This is a genomic window from Phycisphaerae bacterium (assembly GCA_018003015.1).
In the GTDB taxonomy this organism is placed as follows: domain Bacteria; phylum Planctomycetota; class Phycisphaerae; order UBA1845; family PWPN01; genus JAGNEZ01.
Genome location: JAGNEZ010000061.1, coordinates 1 through 17,396 on the forward strand (window position 1 = coordinate 1; position 17,396 = coordinate 17,396).

At 61.8% G+C, this 17,396-nt stretch carries 7 protein-coding genes; 3 read left to right on the forward strand and 4 right to left on the reverse strand.

The window, feature by feature from the left end:
* The first annotated feature begins 166 nt into the window (after positions 1 to 166).
* A complete protein-coding gene (locus tag KA354_20160) occupies positions 167 to 4,654 on the forward strand; it encodes a VCBS repeat-containing protein (GenBank protein ID MBP7936964.1) in 4,488 nt (1,495 codons plus the stop codon).
* Positions 4,655 to 5,187: 533 nt separating this feature from the next.
* Here KA354_20160 and KA354_20165 read toward each other — a convergent pair.
* Entirely contained in the window at positions 5,188 to 6,714 is a 1,527-nt protein-coding gene (locus KA354_20165; protein ID MBP7936965.1) for an MBL fold metallo-hydrolase, read from the reverse strand.
* Positions 6,715 to 7,040: 326 nt separating this feature from the next.
* Between KA354_20165 and KA354_20170 the strand changes: the two genes are divergently transcribed.
* Both KA354_20170 and KA354_20175 read left to right on the forward strand, forming a co-directional pair.
* Positions 7,041 to 8,879, forward strand: a complete 1,839-nt coding sequence (locus KA354_20170; GenBank protein ID MBP7936966.1) for a hypothetical protein — start codon at positions 7,041 to 7,043, stop codon at positions 8,877 to 8,879.
* A 389-nt stretch (positions 8,880 to 9,268) separates the two neighbouring features.
* The gene (locus KA354_20175) at positions 9,269 to 10,810 is read left to right on the forward strand and encodes a sulfatase (protein MBP7936967.1); all 1,542 of its coding nucleotides are present in this window, start codon (positions 9,269 to 9,271) and stop codon (positions 10,808 to 10,810) included.
* A gap of 111 nt (positions 10,811 to 10,921) precedes the next feature.
* Here the strand turns inward: KA354_20175 and KA354_20180 are convergent, their stop codons facing one another.
* The 3 genes from KA354_20180 to KA354_20190 form a co-directional block, all read right to left on the reverse strand.
* Positions 10,922 to 13,444: a DUF1080 domain-containing protein gene (locus tag KA354_20180; protein MBP7936968.1), complete on the reverse strand. Its 2,523-nt coding sequence runs from the start codon at positions 13,442 to 13,444 to the stop codon at positions 10,922 to 10,924.
* A gap of 443 nt (positions 13,445 to 13,887) precedes the next feature.
* Positions 13,888 to 16,212, reverse strand: a complete 2,325-nt coding sequence (locus KA354_20185) for a hypothetical protein (GenBank protein ID MBP7936969.1) — start codon at positions 16,210 to 16,212, stop codon at positions 13,888 to 13,890.
* A gap of 93 nt (positions 16,213 to 16,305) precedes the next feature.
* Positions 16,306 to 17,145 (reverse strand): type II secretion system protein, encoded by an 840-nt coding sequence (locus tag KA354_20190; GenBank protein ID MBP7936970.1) that lies wholly within the window; start codon positions 17,143 to 17,145, stop codon positions 16,306 to 16,308.
* Positions 17,146 to 17,396: the final 251 nt, after the last annotated feature.

Here is a 17,396-nt window from a genome sequence, read left to right on the forward strand (position 1 = left end):
GGCGACAACGTGCGATACATTCGTCGAATCCGTTCGATCACTGTTGCATCCTGCATCCACCCAATATCGGAACAACGCGATCGAACCTATCAACAATTGTTCAGGTTATTCTTTTGCGGGCCCTAAGGCCCTTGCTTGGTGTGCGCCGGCAGACAGGAGAAGGCCCATGAGAAGCCAACGATTCTCGTATGTCCTCGGGATACTGCTGGCCTGGTCGACCGGAACAGTTAAAGAAGTCTTGGCAACTATATGGAATCCTCAGTCGAGCGGCACGACGATGACCGAGCACGTCTACCGCACAGACGCCGACCACCGCAAGATCATCTGGGCAGAACACGCTGGCTTCACCATGGCCGTCGATGACGACGACGTCTACGACAACTGGACGAGCGCGGATGACGCCCCGCAGGTACGCATGAGCCTGAGCGGAGATCTCAATCATCTTCGTGCGACGGACTTCGCCGTCACCGTCCGAACCAGACTCAGTGTTGACTACGGCACCCGATTTCACGCCGGACTGTGCATCGCGTTCGGTGCCAACGACTTGCTGGTCTTCGGACCGCACGGGGCCACCGACCTTCGCCTCCGGCGGCCTGGCGGCATCGACCATACGGTCACATTTTCAAGTCGCACTGCCTATCTGAAGATCAAACGCTCCGGAACGGTCTATGCCGCGTGGTACAGCTCGGACGGCGCCAACTGGACGCTCGCCACCACGACCACCATCACCGCCACACCGCTGCACATCGGCACCATTCTGAAGACCTGGTCCACCCCCCACAGCGAGACCGTCGGATTCCAGTATTTCGACATCACCCACGTCGACAATGAGCCCACCGGAGGCATCTACAGCAACAACGTGAGATACGGCGATACCGATGCCACCGCCGTTCACTTCGTGTACGACCTCTCCGGCATCGACATCATGCTCCGCATCTTCAAGCGCAAGGCGGCCGGCAATACCGCCGACCCCAACAACACCAAACTCTACGTGATTCACGGCTCGGATAAGACCGCGACCCTCCAATATGACTCCTGGTTGAACTACGACCGGATCTGCGATGACCTCACCGGCACCGGATTCACGTACAACCAGACCAACACTCTGGTGGTCGCTCCCAGATTCCTGCGAACCGGTCACCCCTACCCCGACCGCCTCAGCTTCTCCTACCAGGAACTCAACGGCGAGGAAGACTGGATCCTGCTGGATGTCCACGAAAACTTCGTGCGCGAGCGTTTTCCCGCCACCGCGGCCTCGACAGACAACAAGTTCTACATCGTCGGCCACTCGGGCGGCGGGCAATTCGTCGCCCGCTTCCTGATGGGACACGCCAACAAGATCTACCGGGCCGCCCCTTCAAGCCCGGCCGGAACCGTCTGCCCTACCACGAGCTACAACTGGCCATATGGCACCCATCTGCCGTCGGACTTCCAGGGCAGCAACCCGCGGTTCACCGTGAGTCTGTCGGGGGCCTACGCTCTGCCCGTCGGCATGGTCATGGGCGAGAATGACAACATCATCGATCGCGGCGAAGAGCTTTCTTCGACCTCACCCCCCGACAGCGACCACTACGATCCGTTCATCCTCGCCTACTCGCGCAAGGACGGGGCCATGAAATGGGCCCGCCAGATGCATCGCGCCAGCGGCGGAACGTCTCACGTCACCGTGTATATCCGCCCCGACAGCGGGCACGGCTTCGCGGCCAACAAGCGCGAAACGGCGCTGCTCTTTCTCTTCGGCACCGCCGCCGATCTCACGACCATCGGCAACTGGCGGTATTCGTTCGAACTCGACGGACAGGACACGGAAACAAGCGTCGGCCCGGCGGATGTGTCGGGCAACGTGTTCCGCTACTTCAAGTTCAACCGCTTTCGCGTGCCTCCAGATATAGCCGACCGCCGCTACGAGTTCGTGCCCGGCAGCACGACCTGCTTCGTGAGCGATAAGAACGGAATTGTCATCTCGACAAAGACCTACTCCCTCACCCACAACGCGACGACACTGCGGCTGACCGTCGAGGGCGAAACCTACACTTCACCCAAGATCATCTACAACAAGCTGCGTCTCTACAGCCAGAGCGGCGACTACCTGCTCGAGGAGGCGCCAACCGCGACACCGACCTTCATCACTGAGCGAGTCGTGGGCCGCCACCTTCACTTCTACGAATCCACCGGCCGGGACCCTACCGGCCCCCTGGCGGACCCCCTGCCTTGGAGCGCTATTCAACTCAACGCCGATCTCACGGTGACCAACCCCGATACCGGCGCCGCGTTCGCCAGATCGACCATGCGGCGGTGGTACTACGACAACGTCAAGCACCTGCTCTACTTCACCGACACCGCCGGCAACAAGGACATGTTCCGAATCGGGGACTGGCGATGGGGAACAGACGCCGGCTCCCATCTTTTTGTCGCCGGGGCGAGAACCCGCGACGAACACAACGAACCGCGGGCCGAGATCCAATCCGACGCGATCTACAACCCTCGTTATTTCGAAGAGTGGGACGTGGCCACCACCGACTTCGACGATGACGGCACCACGGACATCCTCGACAACTGCCCGGTCACCACCAATGCCCCACAGACCGATTCCGATGGTGACGGCATCGGCGATCTGTGCGACCCGATCCCCATCCCCGCACCGACCGGCGTGGACGCCGATGACGGGACATTCCGCGGCCATCTCTGGGTCTACTGGAATGCGGTGACGGGCGCCACCCATTACCGCGTCTACCGCAACACCAGCGACGATCCGGATGGCGCGGTACAGGTCACCGACTGGCAGGTCGCCCGCGGCTTCCAGGACACAAACCTGATCCCCGCAGAGAATTACTGCTACTGGGTCAGAGCGGCCACCGATGCCACCGGCACGATCGTCAGCCCGCTCAGCACGCCAAACTGGGGCTGGGCAAAAATCATGCCACCGCCCAACCTGACAGCTTCAGACGGCACCTACACGACCAGGATCCGGGTCGATTGGGATACAACCCAGGGCGCAAACTGTTACCGCGTCTATCGCAACACCAGCAACGTCGTAGGCACGGCCGAGGCCCTGACTGGCTGGCAAGCCACCACAATCTACAGCGACACCAGCGCTCTGCCGGGAGTGACTTATTATTACTGGGTGTCGGCTGCGGTGAACCAGTCCGGCTGGCGGCCGAGTGATCTGCTCACATCCGTCATCGGCCGGCGGGCACGCGACTGCAACGGCAACACCGTACCCGACCCGACCGATATCAGCGAAGGTACGAGCCAGGACTGCAACGAGAACGACGTCCCCGACGAGTGCGATCTGGCCGGCGGCACGAGCCAGGACTGCAACGAGAACGGCATCCTCGATGAGTGCGACCTCAAAACTCACCCCGACTTCGGACTGCCGGCGCAGTACCCCGCAGGTGACGGGGCCCACGCGGTCGTCACCGCCGATTTTGACGGCGATGGCGACGTCGATGCGGTCACCGCCAACCACCTTGCGGACACCGTCTCGCTGCTGAAAAACGACGGCCACGGCGCGTTCGCCGCTCCGGTTGACTTCACCGTGGGCGATAGCCCGTATTCGGTGGCGGCCGCAGACTTCGACTGGGACAACGATGTCGACCTCGCAGTCGCCAACTTCGGCAGCGACAGCGTCTCGATCCTGCTGAACGACGGCCACGGCGCGTTCGCCGCGGCGGTCAATTACCCTGTCTCCGACGGACCCTTCTTCGTGTACGCCGGCGAGGTGACCCGCACCGGGGTCGCCGATCTGGTAGTGGCATGCGCCCTGGCGGACAAGGTCCACCTCCTGTTCTACCGCGGCGGAGGCGCTTTCCTCGACGGCGGCAGCCACACGGTCGGCAATTACCCCGTGGCCGCCGTCGCGACCGACCTGAACAACGACAGCCACCCCGACCTGGCGGTAGCCAACTTCACCGCCAACACGGTCTCAATCCTACGCAACGACGGCGGCGGCAGCTTCACCTCAATCGGCGTCTATCCGGTCGAACGAAACCCTCGCGCTATCCTCGCCCGCGACTTCGACACCGACGGAGACAACGATCTGGCCGTGGCCACGGCCAACACCACCCACGTCTGGGTCATGTACAATAACGGCACCGGCGGCTTCCCAACACTGTTCCCATTCGTCGTCGGGACCAATCCCCAGGGCCTGGCCACTGCAGATCTCGATGCGGACGGCGATCTGGATCTCGTGGCCGCCAATCGAAGTACGGATGACGTCTCCGTCAAGCTCAATTACGGCAACGGCACATTCATGTCCGTCCCTCACTTTCCCGCCGGGGACGGCGCCGTAGCAGTGGCCGCCGCCGATCTGAACGGAGACGCCATGCCGGACCTCGCCGTGGCAAACGTCGACGCCGACGCGGTCTCGGTACTTTTCAACACCACCGTCCTGCCCGCCGGGTGGGACCAGAACGGCAACGGCATCCTCGACGGCTGCGAGATCCCCGGCGACTTCAACCGCGACGGGCACGTCGATCTCGACGACCTCGCGGCCTTGGTGGCATGCTTCACCGGACCCGAAATGCTTGTCCCCACCACCTGCAAAACCAAGGACTTCGACCGCGACGGCGACGTCGACCAATCCGACTTCGGGGTATTTCAGCGGTGCTTCAGCGGCCCGATTGTGCCGGCTGACCCGAACTGCGTGAAGTGAATACCGATCCTGGGACTGAACCGGCGAGCAGACGATCCGAACGGAACCGGCGACCGGTGGGAACCGGGCCTCGCCCTTCTGACGCAGCTTACGCCTCACTGAGATGAAGTAAGCCGTTGAGTATCATGGGGTTGAGCGAGGATTTCGATTTCAACGGTGTGGCTACGCAGAGGTTCGGCGGGGTCTGCTGAGGGCTTGGGCGTTCAGAGGCGGACGCTGAGCAGATCGAGGATGCGTTGTTGGTCCTCGTCCGGCGTGGTCTTGAGCGCGACCTCGGTCTTGTCGAAGACCACGGTTTCCTGGCGGATGCCTTTCAGGCTTTCGAGTACCCCGACGAACGTCCAGCGGCGGTCGGCAACACAACGCGAGCGGGTCGGTCATCCCCGGCCGCCAAGGCGGAATCCCCCCAGCCGAAGACCGTCCGGTTGGTGTTGAGCAAGGCAGACGAGCCATCGGCCAACTGCAGAGACATCGTGCAGCCGTCACTGCCCAGCGCCGCCGAGTATACCCCGGCGCGACCGGCCTGGCTGCTGTTATACGTCCCACAGACTCTGAGGAATGATGTCAGCGCCAGGGTACAGCTGTGCGTATGGATCACCAACCGGTATCTTGTTGCCGCCCGTGTCGAGAACGTAACTGCCGTCGTCATTGGTCTCCCACGTCCAATACTTCGGTGGGTCGTAAGTCGCCGAGGCAAGCGGGGCGCTTGGAGTCCAGGTGTAATCCGAGACCACCGCTCGGGCCACGTCAATGTTGCCTGCCGCCACCTTGATGACCATGAGATCCGAAGCGATCACGACGTCACCGCTGGGATACCACACCCGGAGATCCTCCAGAGCACTGTAGATCGTGTCGTCCTCGGCCGGAAAGTGAGTACCCACTGCAAGCCGGGGAGCTTTGCTGAGCAGACTGAGAACGTAGCCGTACGCCTTGGACTCGGTGTGCGAACTCTGCTGCACTCGGTTCAGGTCCGCAAAAACCACATCGTAACCGGTGTCGCCCTCCTGCAGTCCCGTGAACTTCTCGACCCAGATCTCCGGCGGGGGGGTCATCTCATGAATCAGTACGTCGACGCCATTCGTCGCCTGCCGGACGACATGGTAGTTGGGCTTCGTATCCCCGGTGAAGATCATGGACATGCCGTTCCACTCAAGTTTGTAGCTGATCGCCCCCTGCCGGGCGTGCACCGCCGGGAAATGGGTAATCTTCACCCCGCTCGCCGGATTGTCGTAAGCGACGTTGTTGCTGACCGGCTGTCCATTCGCATCAAACCCCTCCTTTGTCCAGTCCAGCTCGAAAGCCACGAGATCATAGCCGTCCTTCCCGACCGGGGGAGCCGACGGAGTGGCACTGGGGCATGTCCAGCCGGGGGTAAGCTGGTTCCGACGAATGTAATCATCCGTGAAGGCGGTGGTTTGAAAGCTGAAGCTCTCTGTGTGCCAGCGCGCCGCCTCCCGGAGAAGCTGGCAATAAGCGGCCGTACCGTCGGCGTAAGGGCCGGATGCGTTGCCCGCGAGATCGGTGTACTGGAAACCGGAACTCCTCGGGCCCCAGACATACAAGGGCGATTTGCGATCCGCCGATGGACCAAAGCAGTAGATGTGCATCAGATCGCTCATGTGGTCCCCGTGCAGGTGGGTCAGGAAGACCTTGGTCATCTTCGACGCGGGAATGCCCATCGCGTTGTACTTGGCCATCACGCCCGTGCCACAGTCGAAGACAAACTGGTCGGACTGGCCCAGGGCGTTGCCCACCTCAACGAAGATGCTGTTGGCGGCCTGCGAGATCCGCGGCGAGAACCACGAACCCAGGAACGTGATTCGCATTTCATCGGCGGCCAGCGGCTCGCTCCCCAGGCAGAAAGATCGCATCGCCCTGAAATACGTGTTCCGGTTGGCCGATCCGGACTGAACGTCGGGGCAGGCGACCGGGTCCAGGTCCGGGCAGTTGCCGCCGGGAACACAACCTCCGACGGCCAGCCCGCCGAGAGCCAGACTTTGTAGCTTCAACACTTCTCGTCTTGACAAACCTGCGGAGTCTACTTTCTTGGGAGTGTCCATTCATATTCTCCTTGCCTGATATACATCTCTGGGTACTACTTCCGTATGCCCCGAGAGCACCCCATGACGTGCGCCTAGCCACACCGCCAAGCTGTGTACGGACATCCTACAGCGCTCCACGCGTTCTGCCTACCGCCCTGGCCTGAGTATTCCGCTTCAACCACTTGAACCGTTCGGCGAGTCGATCATTCCCCATACACCCCCACTTCATGTGAACAAGAAACCCGGCACGCCTCCCGAACCGCAGCCCTGCCCCGCGGCGGCGTGTTCTTCACCCACGGCATTCTGTACAATGGCGGGGGAGAGCGCCGCTTGGGAGGATTCCGATGACCAGTGCTGAGAAGACCGTTCTGTTCACCGTCGTCTGCGGTCTCATGCTGGGTGCGCAGGGGTGCCCTCAGCCGCCGGACCCGACCCCGCCCGGTCCAGCGGCACCGCTCGCTCCAGAGAACGAAGCCACACTGGTAGATCTGAACACTGCGATCAGCTGGATGGCCGGTGACCATGCAGACGTTCACCGAGTGCACTTTGGAGACACCAATCCGCCTCCGTTCGTGCTCGAGCAAGTTGGCACGACGTTCGATCCGGGTGAACTTGACCCGAACAAGACCTACTTTTGGGCTATCGATGAGGTGAACGGAGCAGGAACCCGCGTGGGCGATGTGTGGAATTTCACGACCAGGGGGGCATCGCCGATCGCGACGGATCAGCCCGTGACGATCCCCTTCAATACCGCGACCGATTTCACGCTCGTCGCAGTGGATCCCGACTCTCCCTCGCAATCACTGACTTACGAAATCGTCGCGCAGCCCGCTCACGGCTCGATCAGCGGCACCCCGCCCAACCTCTCCTATACACCTGCACCAGACTTCGTTGGAGTCGAGGACTTCGCATTCCGCGTTTCCGACGGCGTGAGCTCCAGCAACACGGCGCAAGTGAGCCTGGTGGTATGCTCACGGTATCGATTGCCGGGCATTTGCTTCAGCCCGTACGTGGACGGCCAGGATCCCAACCAGGGCGATGTCGTCACCGAGGATCAGTTGCGGGCCCGGATGCGCCTGATCGCTCCGTATGCCCAGGCCATCAGAACCTACGGGTGTACCAACGGACTCGAGGCTGCCGGCCGCGTTGCCCATTCACTTGGCCTGAAGGCGGCGATCGGAGCGTGGTTGGGAAGCGACGCCACCGTGAACCAGAACGAGATCACCAGCCTGATCACGGTGGCGAACGCAGGCGAAGCGGATATGGCCATCGTCGGAAGCGAAACGCTGTACCGAAATGACCGGACTCCCGAGCAGCTGGTAGCCCACATCACCGCCGTCAAGCAGGCCATCCCTGCACAGATTCCGGTGGGAACGGCCGATGTCTATGGCCAGTTCTTGGACCATCCGGAAGTGATCTCGGCGAGCGATTGTCTGTGGGTACATTACTTCCCCTACTGGGAAGGCGTGCGAATCGATGTCGCCATGGCGTACGTTCATGCGGGTCACCAGTTGGTGCTCAGCGCGGCCGAAGGCAAAACCGTCTACGTGGGCGAGACAGGACATCCAAGCGGCGGCGCCTCCGTGGACGAGGCCGAGGCAAGCCCGGAGAACGCCGCTTTCTACCTGCTCAATGTGGCGTCGTGGGCTCAGCTCACCGGTACCCCCGTTTACTACTTCGCCGCCCTGGACGAGGATTGGAAGGTGACCTCGGAGGGCGAGACCGGCCGCCATTGGGGAATCGCCGACAAGAATGGGACCCTGAAGCCGGGAATGCGCCAGGCCTTCGATGGGGAGACCATGGCAGACAACTGGACGCTGCTCGGCGGGCCGGGCACGCCGGAGATCGAACTGACCCATGTTCCAGTTTACGGCAGCACCGAGGACCTTGCGGGACGAGTCTGGCACGTCGCCTCTGCCGCCGACTACCGGATCGTGGTCTACATCCAGGTCATGGGCGACAGCAGCTGGTGGGTCAAGCCGTACGGCGACCAGCCCTTCACCGCAATGGACACGGATGGCCGATTCGTCGTCGATGTCACCACCGGCGGCATCGATCAGAATGCCGTACGAATCAACGCCTACCTCATTCCAGTTGACGATCTGCCTTCACTCTCCGACCTGAGCACGGACAGGATCGTGCAGGCCGCCGTAGCCAAGGCCGAGATTGAACGGGCCCCTTAGCCCCGCGACCCGTCCCGTCATCACCAACGAACAAAGGACAACGAATGATCCACGCCTTGAATCGATGTCGTTCTTGAATCCCGAGGCCACAACCTCTCCTGTCACACCTCTTTAAAGGGTCTTGATGAGGTTGCTACCTTCTCAACCGCCCCTCGGCTTTTCGACTTCCCTTTTCTCTCCGGCTGATCCCTAACCGCTGACTACTGGCCTCCAACCCCTCTCCTCCAGACGGTCTTCGCTGCTCCTGCCTGGGGTCGAGAATCAACTGAACTTGTTGTACGACAAGGTTTTAAGATGATCCGCGATGATTCCCTGCAATACCACGGTGCCGTTCAGGGTGGCAAGCGGGTCCCATCGCACGTATGGTGGGGGGAGACAAGGAGGCCACGATGAGACGACTCCCTCTGGCTCGTGCTCTCCGGTTGTGCCTGGTTGTGTTTTCTGCGTCGCCGGCGTTCGCGCCGGCAGCCAGCAGCAAGGGTACGCCGCCTTCTTCCGCCACCGTGCCTGCCCGCCGAGTCAATGTCCTGCTGATCACGGCCGACGACTTGTATTGGAAAACTCCGGCGAGCTTCGGGGGGAGACTGCTCGACCTGACACCCAACATCGATCGGCTGGCTCGGGAGGGCATGAGGTTCATGCACGCCCATGTGACCATCGCCGTCTGCCAGCCTTCCCGGCAAGTCCTGATGACCGGCCGTTATTCTCACCGCAATGGAGGTGAAGGCTTCGAACCGATCCACTTGGATGTGCCCACCTTGCAGGAACGACTGCACGCCGCGGGTTATCTGCTCGGTTGCTTCGGCAAGCTCTCACACCTGGCGCCGGCCAGCAAGTACCATTGGGATTCTGCTTGCGACCAGAGCCAACTCGGTATCGGGCGAGATCCTGAGAAGTACCACCAGGCGGTCAAGTCACTGCTGGATCGTGCCCGTGCCGAGAACAAACCCTTCTTCATCATGGCGAACTCCCATGATCCCCATCGACCTTTCTCGGGCAGCGAGAGGGAGCGAATGGGCTTCGGGACGCGGCTTGCCGGCGTTCCGGCACCGTCCCGGCGATACCAGCCTGATGAAATCTGGGTCCCTGGGTTCCTGCCGAATCTGCCCGACATCCGCGAGGAGATCGCCGAGTACAACAGCTCCTCCCGCCGATGCGATGACACGGTGGGGGCGGTCCTGAGAGCCCTGCGCGAGTCCGGATACGAGGACAGTACACTGGTCATTTTCCTCTCTGACAATGGGATATCCGTGCCGTTCTCCAAGGCCAACTGCTATCTGAACAGCACGCGCACCCCCTGGATCGTGCGCTGGCCCGGGCAGGTCAAGCCCGGTACGGTGGATGACCTACATCTCATCTCCGGCATCGATTTCATGCCGACCATCCTGGAGGCCACGATCGGCACCGACGTACCCGGCATGGATGGCAGATCGTTTCTGCCGCTGTTGCGGGGCAACACCCAAGCCGGTCGCGAGTACTGCTTCACGCAGTTTCATCAGACATCGGCGAGGAACCGCTATCCGATGCGCTGCGTGCAGAGCCGGGATTTCGGCTACATTTTCAACTTCTGGGCCGACGGCAAGACAGTCTACCGCAGCGAACCGCAGACGGGGCTGACCTTCAATGCCATGCAGGCCGCCGCTGTGGGCAATCCAGCCATCGCCGCCCGCGTGCACATGCTCCAGTATCGGGTGCGCGAGGAGTTCTACGATCTGAAAAACGACCCGGATGCGCTGCTCAACCTTGCTGGTAACGATCAGTACACTCGGCGAATCGAGGAGTTTCGGGGCATCCTGCTCGACTGGATGAAACGAACGAACGATCCGGCGGCGGCAGCTTTTGAGAACCGCAATTCGGAGGCGGCGATAGCCGCGTTCATGAACCAGGAGCGTGCCAAGACGCAACCCGCCACAGAAGATCGCCACCCGTAGTCGAATGAAGAGTACAGAGGGCCAGCGGTGCAGGGTCCTGGTGAGCCTCCGTCGCCGCTCCATGTCCCATCCGCAGGAACCCACGTAAGGACAGCCCGAAATCCTGAGGACTCACTGCGGCAGGAATGTCGCCCGGACATTGTCAAAGCGAACACCTTCGCCCTTGTAGGTCACGAAGCCGATCGAGCCCGACGGATACGAGCGATCCTTGGCGTTGAGTACCTCTTGGCCGTCGACAAGGCAGGTGATCGTATCGCCGCGAACATGAACCGCCAGGTGAAGCCACCGGCCATGAGCTACAGTGGCGGGGGCTCTGCCCTCGCTGAGCAGCACCGGGTTGGAGAACTCGTTTCTCTCGAATTGGGGGACCGCCTTCCCAGCCTGATCTGGTATGACCCGGCCATCGCAACGAGCACGCCAGAGTCGACATTGAGCACGTGAAGGGAGAAGCACGAAGTGATAGCCCTGGACCCAGCGGCCGTTGCCACCGCCCTCATCGTGCACATTGGCCCGCACCCAGAGCCCAAGACTGCCCTTCTCCGCATATCCGTCAGCCTCGAACGCGTAGTCCGTCCAATGCTCTCCGCCCCGAAGGACGATCGCGGCATCATGGGCGCCGCGCTCGCGTTCGCGGACGCCGAGGTGGGCATCGTGCCCGAGGCACCCGCCGGATCGGCCGCCGGTCGCATCCCAGTGCCACTGCTCCGGCTTGAGCCGCCAGTAGTTCAAGAAAGGAACCCATCGGGCGTCTGGTGCGTCGCAGGCCGTTTCGAACGGCAGTTCGACCGGCTGACTGAACTCCTCAATGAGCACCGGAGAGCGGGCCGGATTGACGTTGATCGTCAACCGGTGAGGACCGAAACGCATGAGCACTATCCCTGAATCCCAGACCGAACTGAGATACGGAGACTCGATCATACCGTAGGATTCGAGTTCGATCGGCCGGTCATCAACGCACGGCAGGTCGCCGTAGCGAAGGGTCAACTTGAAGGGCTCGGCAGCTGGACCCGAGTCTGCAGACGAACAGCTCTGATACGTAACACCCTCGGGGTGTTCTTCGATCTGATTATCGAGCACATCGGCGCGAAACCGTGCGAAATCGCGCTGGTAGTCGGATGCCCTGGCCGCTTCGAGAACGAAGGCGGCGTCGGGCCGGTCAAAGCGAATGAAATCCCCATAGAGGCCGGGTTCTTGAGAATGCTGCCAGGTGTGGCCTGAGCCGACAACTCGATAGGCGGCGAACGTCTCTCCCGCGCGCACGAGCAGCCAGCCTTGTTGTTCGATCAGCTCATCGAACTCTTGCGTGGCCAGATACGCTCGGCCAGCCGCGCCGCGGCCCATGCTCACATTCTTGTGCTGCACACAGTCGACGGTTGCCGGCCCCTGCTGGGTTCGGTCTGCGGGCAAGAGATCGGTCAAAATGGTGCGGCGCGGATTCCCGGCGATCCGAAGTACGCTCATGAGGGGCAAAGACCTCGCGGCACCGTACCGCCCCTGAACTTCCTGAAACGAGCCGAGCACGAAGTCCGGCGTGACCCAGCCATAGACACGGGCATTGAAGACCTCCGGGGGCGGTTCCGCCGTCCCGGGTCTCTGACGGAGTACCCGGTGGCCTTGTCCCGGACGACGAGCCTTGACGACATACGAACCGCGTTCCTGCCCGGCCGTCGCCAGAGCCGATACTGCCGCCGGAGGAACGTATGTGCTCGTGGCCAGTAGCGGGGCTCCCAGCACGCCATAGAAATGAGGCTTCCCCGTCCCGAAAAGCATGTACATCATCGGATAGGTACCGCTGCACCGAGCATCGTAACGGCTGTTGTGACCCAGTTCCTCTCTGAGAATCCCGTCATAGCTGGGCCGGTAAACCCGGCAAGCTGGCCCCCCCAACACGCCTTCAAGGCTCAACAAGGCGTGCTCGGCAAACAAAACATCGAGGCCAAGCTTGGCCTTTCGCCGGAGCAGCGGGTCCTCCGCCCACTCGGACAGCAACAGCAGGCACCCAACGTTCTTCTCGACGTAGCATGGCGAGTTGTACTCCAGCCACCCTTTTCGGATGTGCTCAATCACGAAGGAGTCGAGATGCCGCGTGACTCGCTCGGCAGTTGCGCGGTCGCGGTCGAGCTGTGCCGCCAGCAGGCACCACACATGACCCATGAACGCATGATTCTCCGTGGCTCCGAACTCCCAGACCGAGGGGTTGAGCCGGCGAGGCGCCGGCTCGACATGGATGAGTTCGAGCAGGCGTTTTCGGGCAGCGGAACTCAAGCCGGGATCATCGCGAAACAGGTAGTAGGCATGCAGACCTTCGCACACCCGCATGTCCGGGTCAACCACGGGGTCAATGGGCATGGCCTCAAAGAAAGCGTCGGCCTTGGCGATTTCGGCAGGTGAGCGCTTGAGGTACATGGCCGCCAATGCCCCTGCCCAATTGGGTTCGATCTCGTCGAACTTCCATTCCGCGTGTGCCCATGCAACAGGGGCGCCGGCCCGCATCCAGTTGTCCGCCAACTGCTCAAGAAACGCCCGCCTGCGCTGCTGGACGGCTGCAGTTGGCTGGTCTGCACCCGCAGCGCCGGCAGTGAGAGTGGACGCACACAGAATCAACACGCATAACTGTTGCACCCTCGATCTCATGACCGACCGTCCTCCTAAGATGGCAGAGTCCCTGCTCCGATGTGCTTGCCGACATCATACTGCGGACGGAGCACTCCGGAGAGCCTGGCCCCACCGCTCAGCAATCCGTGAACGGCCGCATCCAGGCCGGCCAAGTGTCCGCAAGACAGCCGCCCGCGCAAACCTGACGACCCGCAGAGCTGAAGTTGCGGTGCCACTCGAGCTTCCACAACTCCTTGAGGCCCACCCTGCACACCGACGGATGCCCGCGCGGATGGGTCCGCTGGACAATCAGCCCTTCAGCATCACGTTGTGCCAGAATGGGACCGCATGGGGTTGGGTCTCGACCTGAAACGCCAGCGCCGGCTCTGGCCTGGGGGATCCGGTAAGAGAGCCTCACCTGCTTCCGGGTCCGGACCACGCCCAATTCGGCTTGCCCGGATCCCGGCTTGCCCGGTCAGATTTCAGTACGGGATGCAGCCGCTCGGCGGTGCGGCCGGGTCAAGGGCAATTGCCGGGCCGGTCACACATCTCTTAAACTCGTCCAGGTCGGCCGCGTCCACATCGCCGTCCGCGTCGCGATTGAAACGTTGACAAGCTTGTGTCGCGACGCCTTTGGCCCCGGTGTAACAGAGTTGCACTGCCGCAAAGTCGACCTGATCGACGTCGCCGTCCTCGTCGGCGTCCGGCCATAGCGCTGCCACCCCTGCCAGCCCTTCACCGCCCCAATAGGGGCAGCCCGGTATGCTCATGCTGACCACACGCACCCAGTCGAACTCGAAGTCCCACTTGAGTCCGACACCGCGATTGCCCATCTCGCCAAGAGAGATGTAAGGTCTCCTGATCAGGGTACTGGCACCCCCTTCAGTTCGGAAACTGAAGGTCGCCCCGCCGGGGCCAGCGACGGTCCCCTCGATACCTCCAAAAAGAAGTTTCTGACCGTCCAGCCACAGGTTCCAGTAGGCGTAGCCGGGGGTGAAAGCCGCATCGTAGCACCCGGAAGCGGCCCAGGTGTGAAACTGCCCATCGGCGACCGATTCGGCAAGCTCCAGTTCGTGCAGACCCGGGTAAACTTTGCCGTCGGCATTCAGAATGCCGACCACAGCCCCCTCGTTGATTCTGACATAGAGGGTGTAGTTGGAGACACTCGTCGAATAACCGCCGCCCGGAGAGCCCGGCTTGGTGGGGAGCAGGATCTGAATCGGCCCTTGCTCCATGACGTAGTCGCCCACCTTCAATCGCCAGGCCGCTGCAATGCCGAAGGCGGGTTCAAGCCGGTCGTCAAAGGGGAGATCAGCCTGAAATCGCTCTCGAGCCGCTATGTCCCAGTCGTACCAGAACTTGACGGCCGTCGGCCCCCCCTCGATATGGCTCTGCAAAAGCCAGTCGCCGCCAGGATAGTCACGGTAGAAGGGGTTCTCGTCCGTGTCCTGGGTCTTGAAACGGGCAACTTCGTAGCCCTCGGGATAACGAATCAGCGGACTCTCGGCATAGAGATTCTTATTCCAGAACGTCTGAAACTCGCCATTGAACTGCTGATGAACACAGGAAGGGTCAAAGACGCTCAGCACGACGTTTCTCGAGTGCTGATTCTGCGGAGAGCAGGAATCCGTGAACTGGAGCGTGGCGGTGTAGACCCCCATGGCGAGGCCGGATGCGTCAATCGTGCCCGTCACGACGTGCGGCGGATCGCCCGGGGCAATCGTTCCACCGCTGTCGTCAAGCTGCAGCCAGGCTGCTCCCGGCGACACCGCAACCGTCCAGGTAACGGATGTCATGCCGCCGTTCCTGATCTTGTACACCACCGGTTGCGACGCCGAGTCAGAGCGGGACGAGGACGTATACGTGTCACCCACGGGCGAGATCTCCAATCCGCACTCGACGACCACCAGATCGATCTGCCTGACCAGCCTGTTCGCAGGATCGCAGCCATCGGTGAACGTCACGTAGGCCGTGTACGTGCCTTGAGGCAGGTCGGTGCTGTCCATCTGGATCCGGACGGTGCCGGTTTCCATCAAATCAAGCGGCCCGCCGGACGCCGGCGGTACGATCGACAGCCAACCGTAATCCGTCGGCATGGCACCGGTCGCATCAGTCTCCTGGACTTGCCAGGTCAGGTCATCTTGCCTTCCAATGCTCTGGACGGCATAGGTGAGGCTGGCCGGCTCCGCCGCTTGGCCCCGAACGGCCGTGACGGTCTGTACATCGGCCGGCAGAACCCGGATACCACAACTCGGCAGCACATCGTCGTCCACGATCACCCGGTTGAGATAGAAGGACTCCTGGGCGCCGGCCTCCCGGAGAACGCGGAAATCACTGCCGCTGTTCAGACCGTTGGCGAATCTGGCATCGGACAGATGGAAGGTATGCCACTTCCAGACGTTCGTGTCTGTCAGCGGCGCACCGCCGACCCTCCCGAGGCCGCCAGTGGAATCGTACTCCAAATAGAGTTCACCAGTCCCGACATCGAAGTACTCGATCGTGACGTAGAGCACCGGCTTGTTTCCATTGAAGACGAAGGCGTCATCCACGGGGAACAGGAAGTAGATGTCCACGGTGTTGTTCCCGGTGCGCCCGAAGGGAACAGCGTTCCGGCGACAATTCACCCCCCCCATCCAGGCACGAATCGTCTGGCCGGCCTTGTGCTCGGCGGCGTTGGGCACCGTGCCGTGAGTGATGCCGTTTTCGATGTTGACCGTTCCCAGGTCGATGGAGACGCTGTCCGAATGGGCCCTGTTCGCGGAGCACAAAACCAGTCCAAGTGCGAGAACTCGGATCGCGGGCTTCATGTTGCCCTCCTTTGCGTCTGCCGACGCCGACTGGACGCCGCACTGCAGGAACTCGAGATCGCGGGGAGCGCGACGATATCACGACGATACCAGTCAGTAATCCGGGAACCGCTGCATCCAGGCGGGCCAACTGTCCGGAGGGCAGCCACCCGCGCGAGTCCAACGGCCCGCAGTGTTGAAGTTGCGGTGCCACTTGAGTTTCCACAACTCCTTGAGGCCTACTCTCCGCACCGACCAATCCACAAACAGGTGATTGACGTATCCGTCGTGCCGGTTGATGCAGAAATGCTCCATCTCCGCGCTGGCGCCGCTCCACGCACCGTCGCAACGAGGCGGGGCTCCTCTCTCCCCTTTGTCAAACGGCCCTCCACCCCGCCACATGCAATCGGCGAATACCGGCACCCGATTGGGGTACTTGACCTGGCTCGCACGCCGCCAGTTGTTCACCGTCGGCCGATCCTGAATCTCGGTCACCCCAGGCGGGGGATTCGAGACCCAGTCGTTCATTCCGTAGCTGGGTTCCTCGCCTCCTGTATCAGTGCTACTGCCACCGACCGGCATATAGTAAGTGTTGAAAGGTCCACCGTGCGTCTCTCCAGCAAGACGTGTCGTCGCGAGGGGACAACGCAGTATTTCCATCTTGGTGTAATACTGCGATCGGAGGCAGGTGATCCACTCGCCCCGATGCCAACTGGCATCCTCAACAACGCCATTGTTGAAACTATCATTGTTCACCTGGCAATACATCGCCCAGATCTTGCCCCACTCGCTGAGATTCGCCTGACAGAGCACGTTCCGAGCCTGCTTCCGTGCTCGAGCCAACTGCGGCAACAACAGCGCGCACAACACGCTGATAATCGCCACAACGACGAGAACCTCGATCAAAGTGAAACCCTGGAGCCCAGGAGCGTAACGCCTAACCTTGACATGCATCGGATGGGCCTCCTTCGAGCCGGTCTCGCCAAGCGGCCAAACCTGAGAGGACCCCCGGTCCGAAACGATTCCGTATCATCTTGCCCGGCCATGCGCCGGAGACATGGGGCACAGCAAACTATCCTACAGTCATCCCCCGCCGGCGCCTATCCGCTTCTCCGCCAGTTGTCGAAATCACCAACCCGGCCTGTTATCATCCAGCAGGACGTCGGAATCCCCCCCGAACGACCATGCTCGGATCCCATGGGGAC

What these genes read in the sequence shown, in the direction of transcription:
- KA354_20160 (MBP7936964.1), top strand. Translation starts at nt 167, where the DNA reads ATGAGAAGCCAACGATTCTCGTATGTCCTCGGGATACTGCTGGCCTGG.
- KA354_20165 (MBP7936965.1), bottom strand. Translation starts at nt 6,714, where the DNA reads ATGGACACTCCCAAGAAAGTAGACTCCGCAGGTTTGTCAAGACGAGAA.
- KA354_20170 (MBP7936966.1), top strand. Translation starts at nt 7,041, where the DNA reads ATGACCAGTGCTGAGAAGACCGTTCTGTTCACCGTCGTCTGCGGTCTC.
- KA354_20175 (MBP7936967.1), top strand. Translation starts at nt 9,269, where the DNA reads ATGAGACGACTCCCTCTGGCTCGTGCTCTCCGGTTGTGCCTGGTTGTG.
- KA354_20180 (MBP7936968.1), bottom strand. Translation starts at nt 13,444, where the DNA reads ATGAGATCGAGGGTGCAACAGTTATGCGTGTTGATTCTGTGTGCGTCC.
- KA354_20185 (MBP7936969.1), bottom strand. Translation starts at nt 16,212, where the DNA reads ATGAAGCCCGCGATCCGAGTTCTCGCACTTGGACTGGTTTTGTGCTCC.
- KA354_20190 (MBP7936970.1), bottom strand. Translation starts at nt 17,145, where the DNA reads ATGCATGTCAAGGTTAGGCGTTACGCTCCTGGGCTCCAGGGTTTCACT.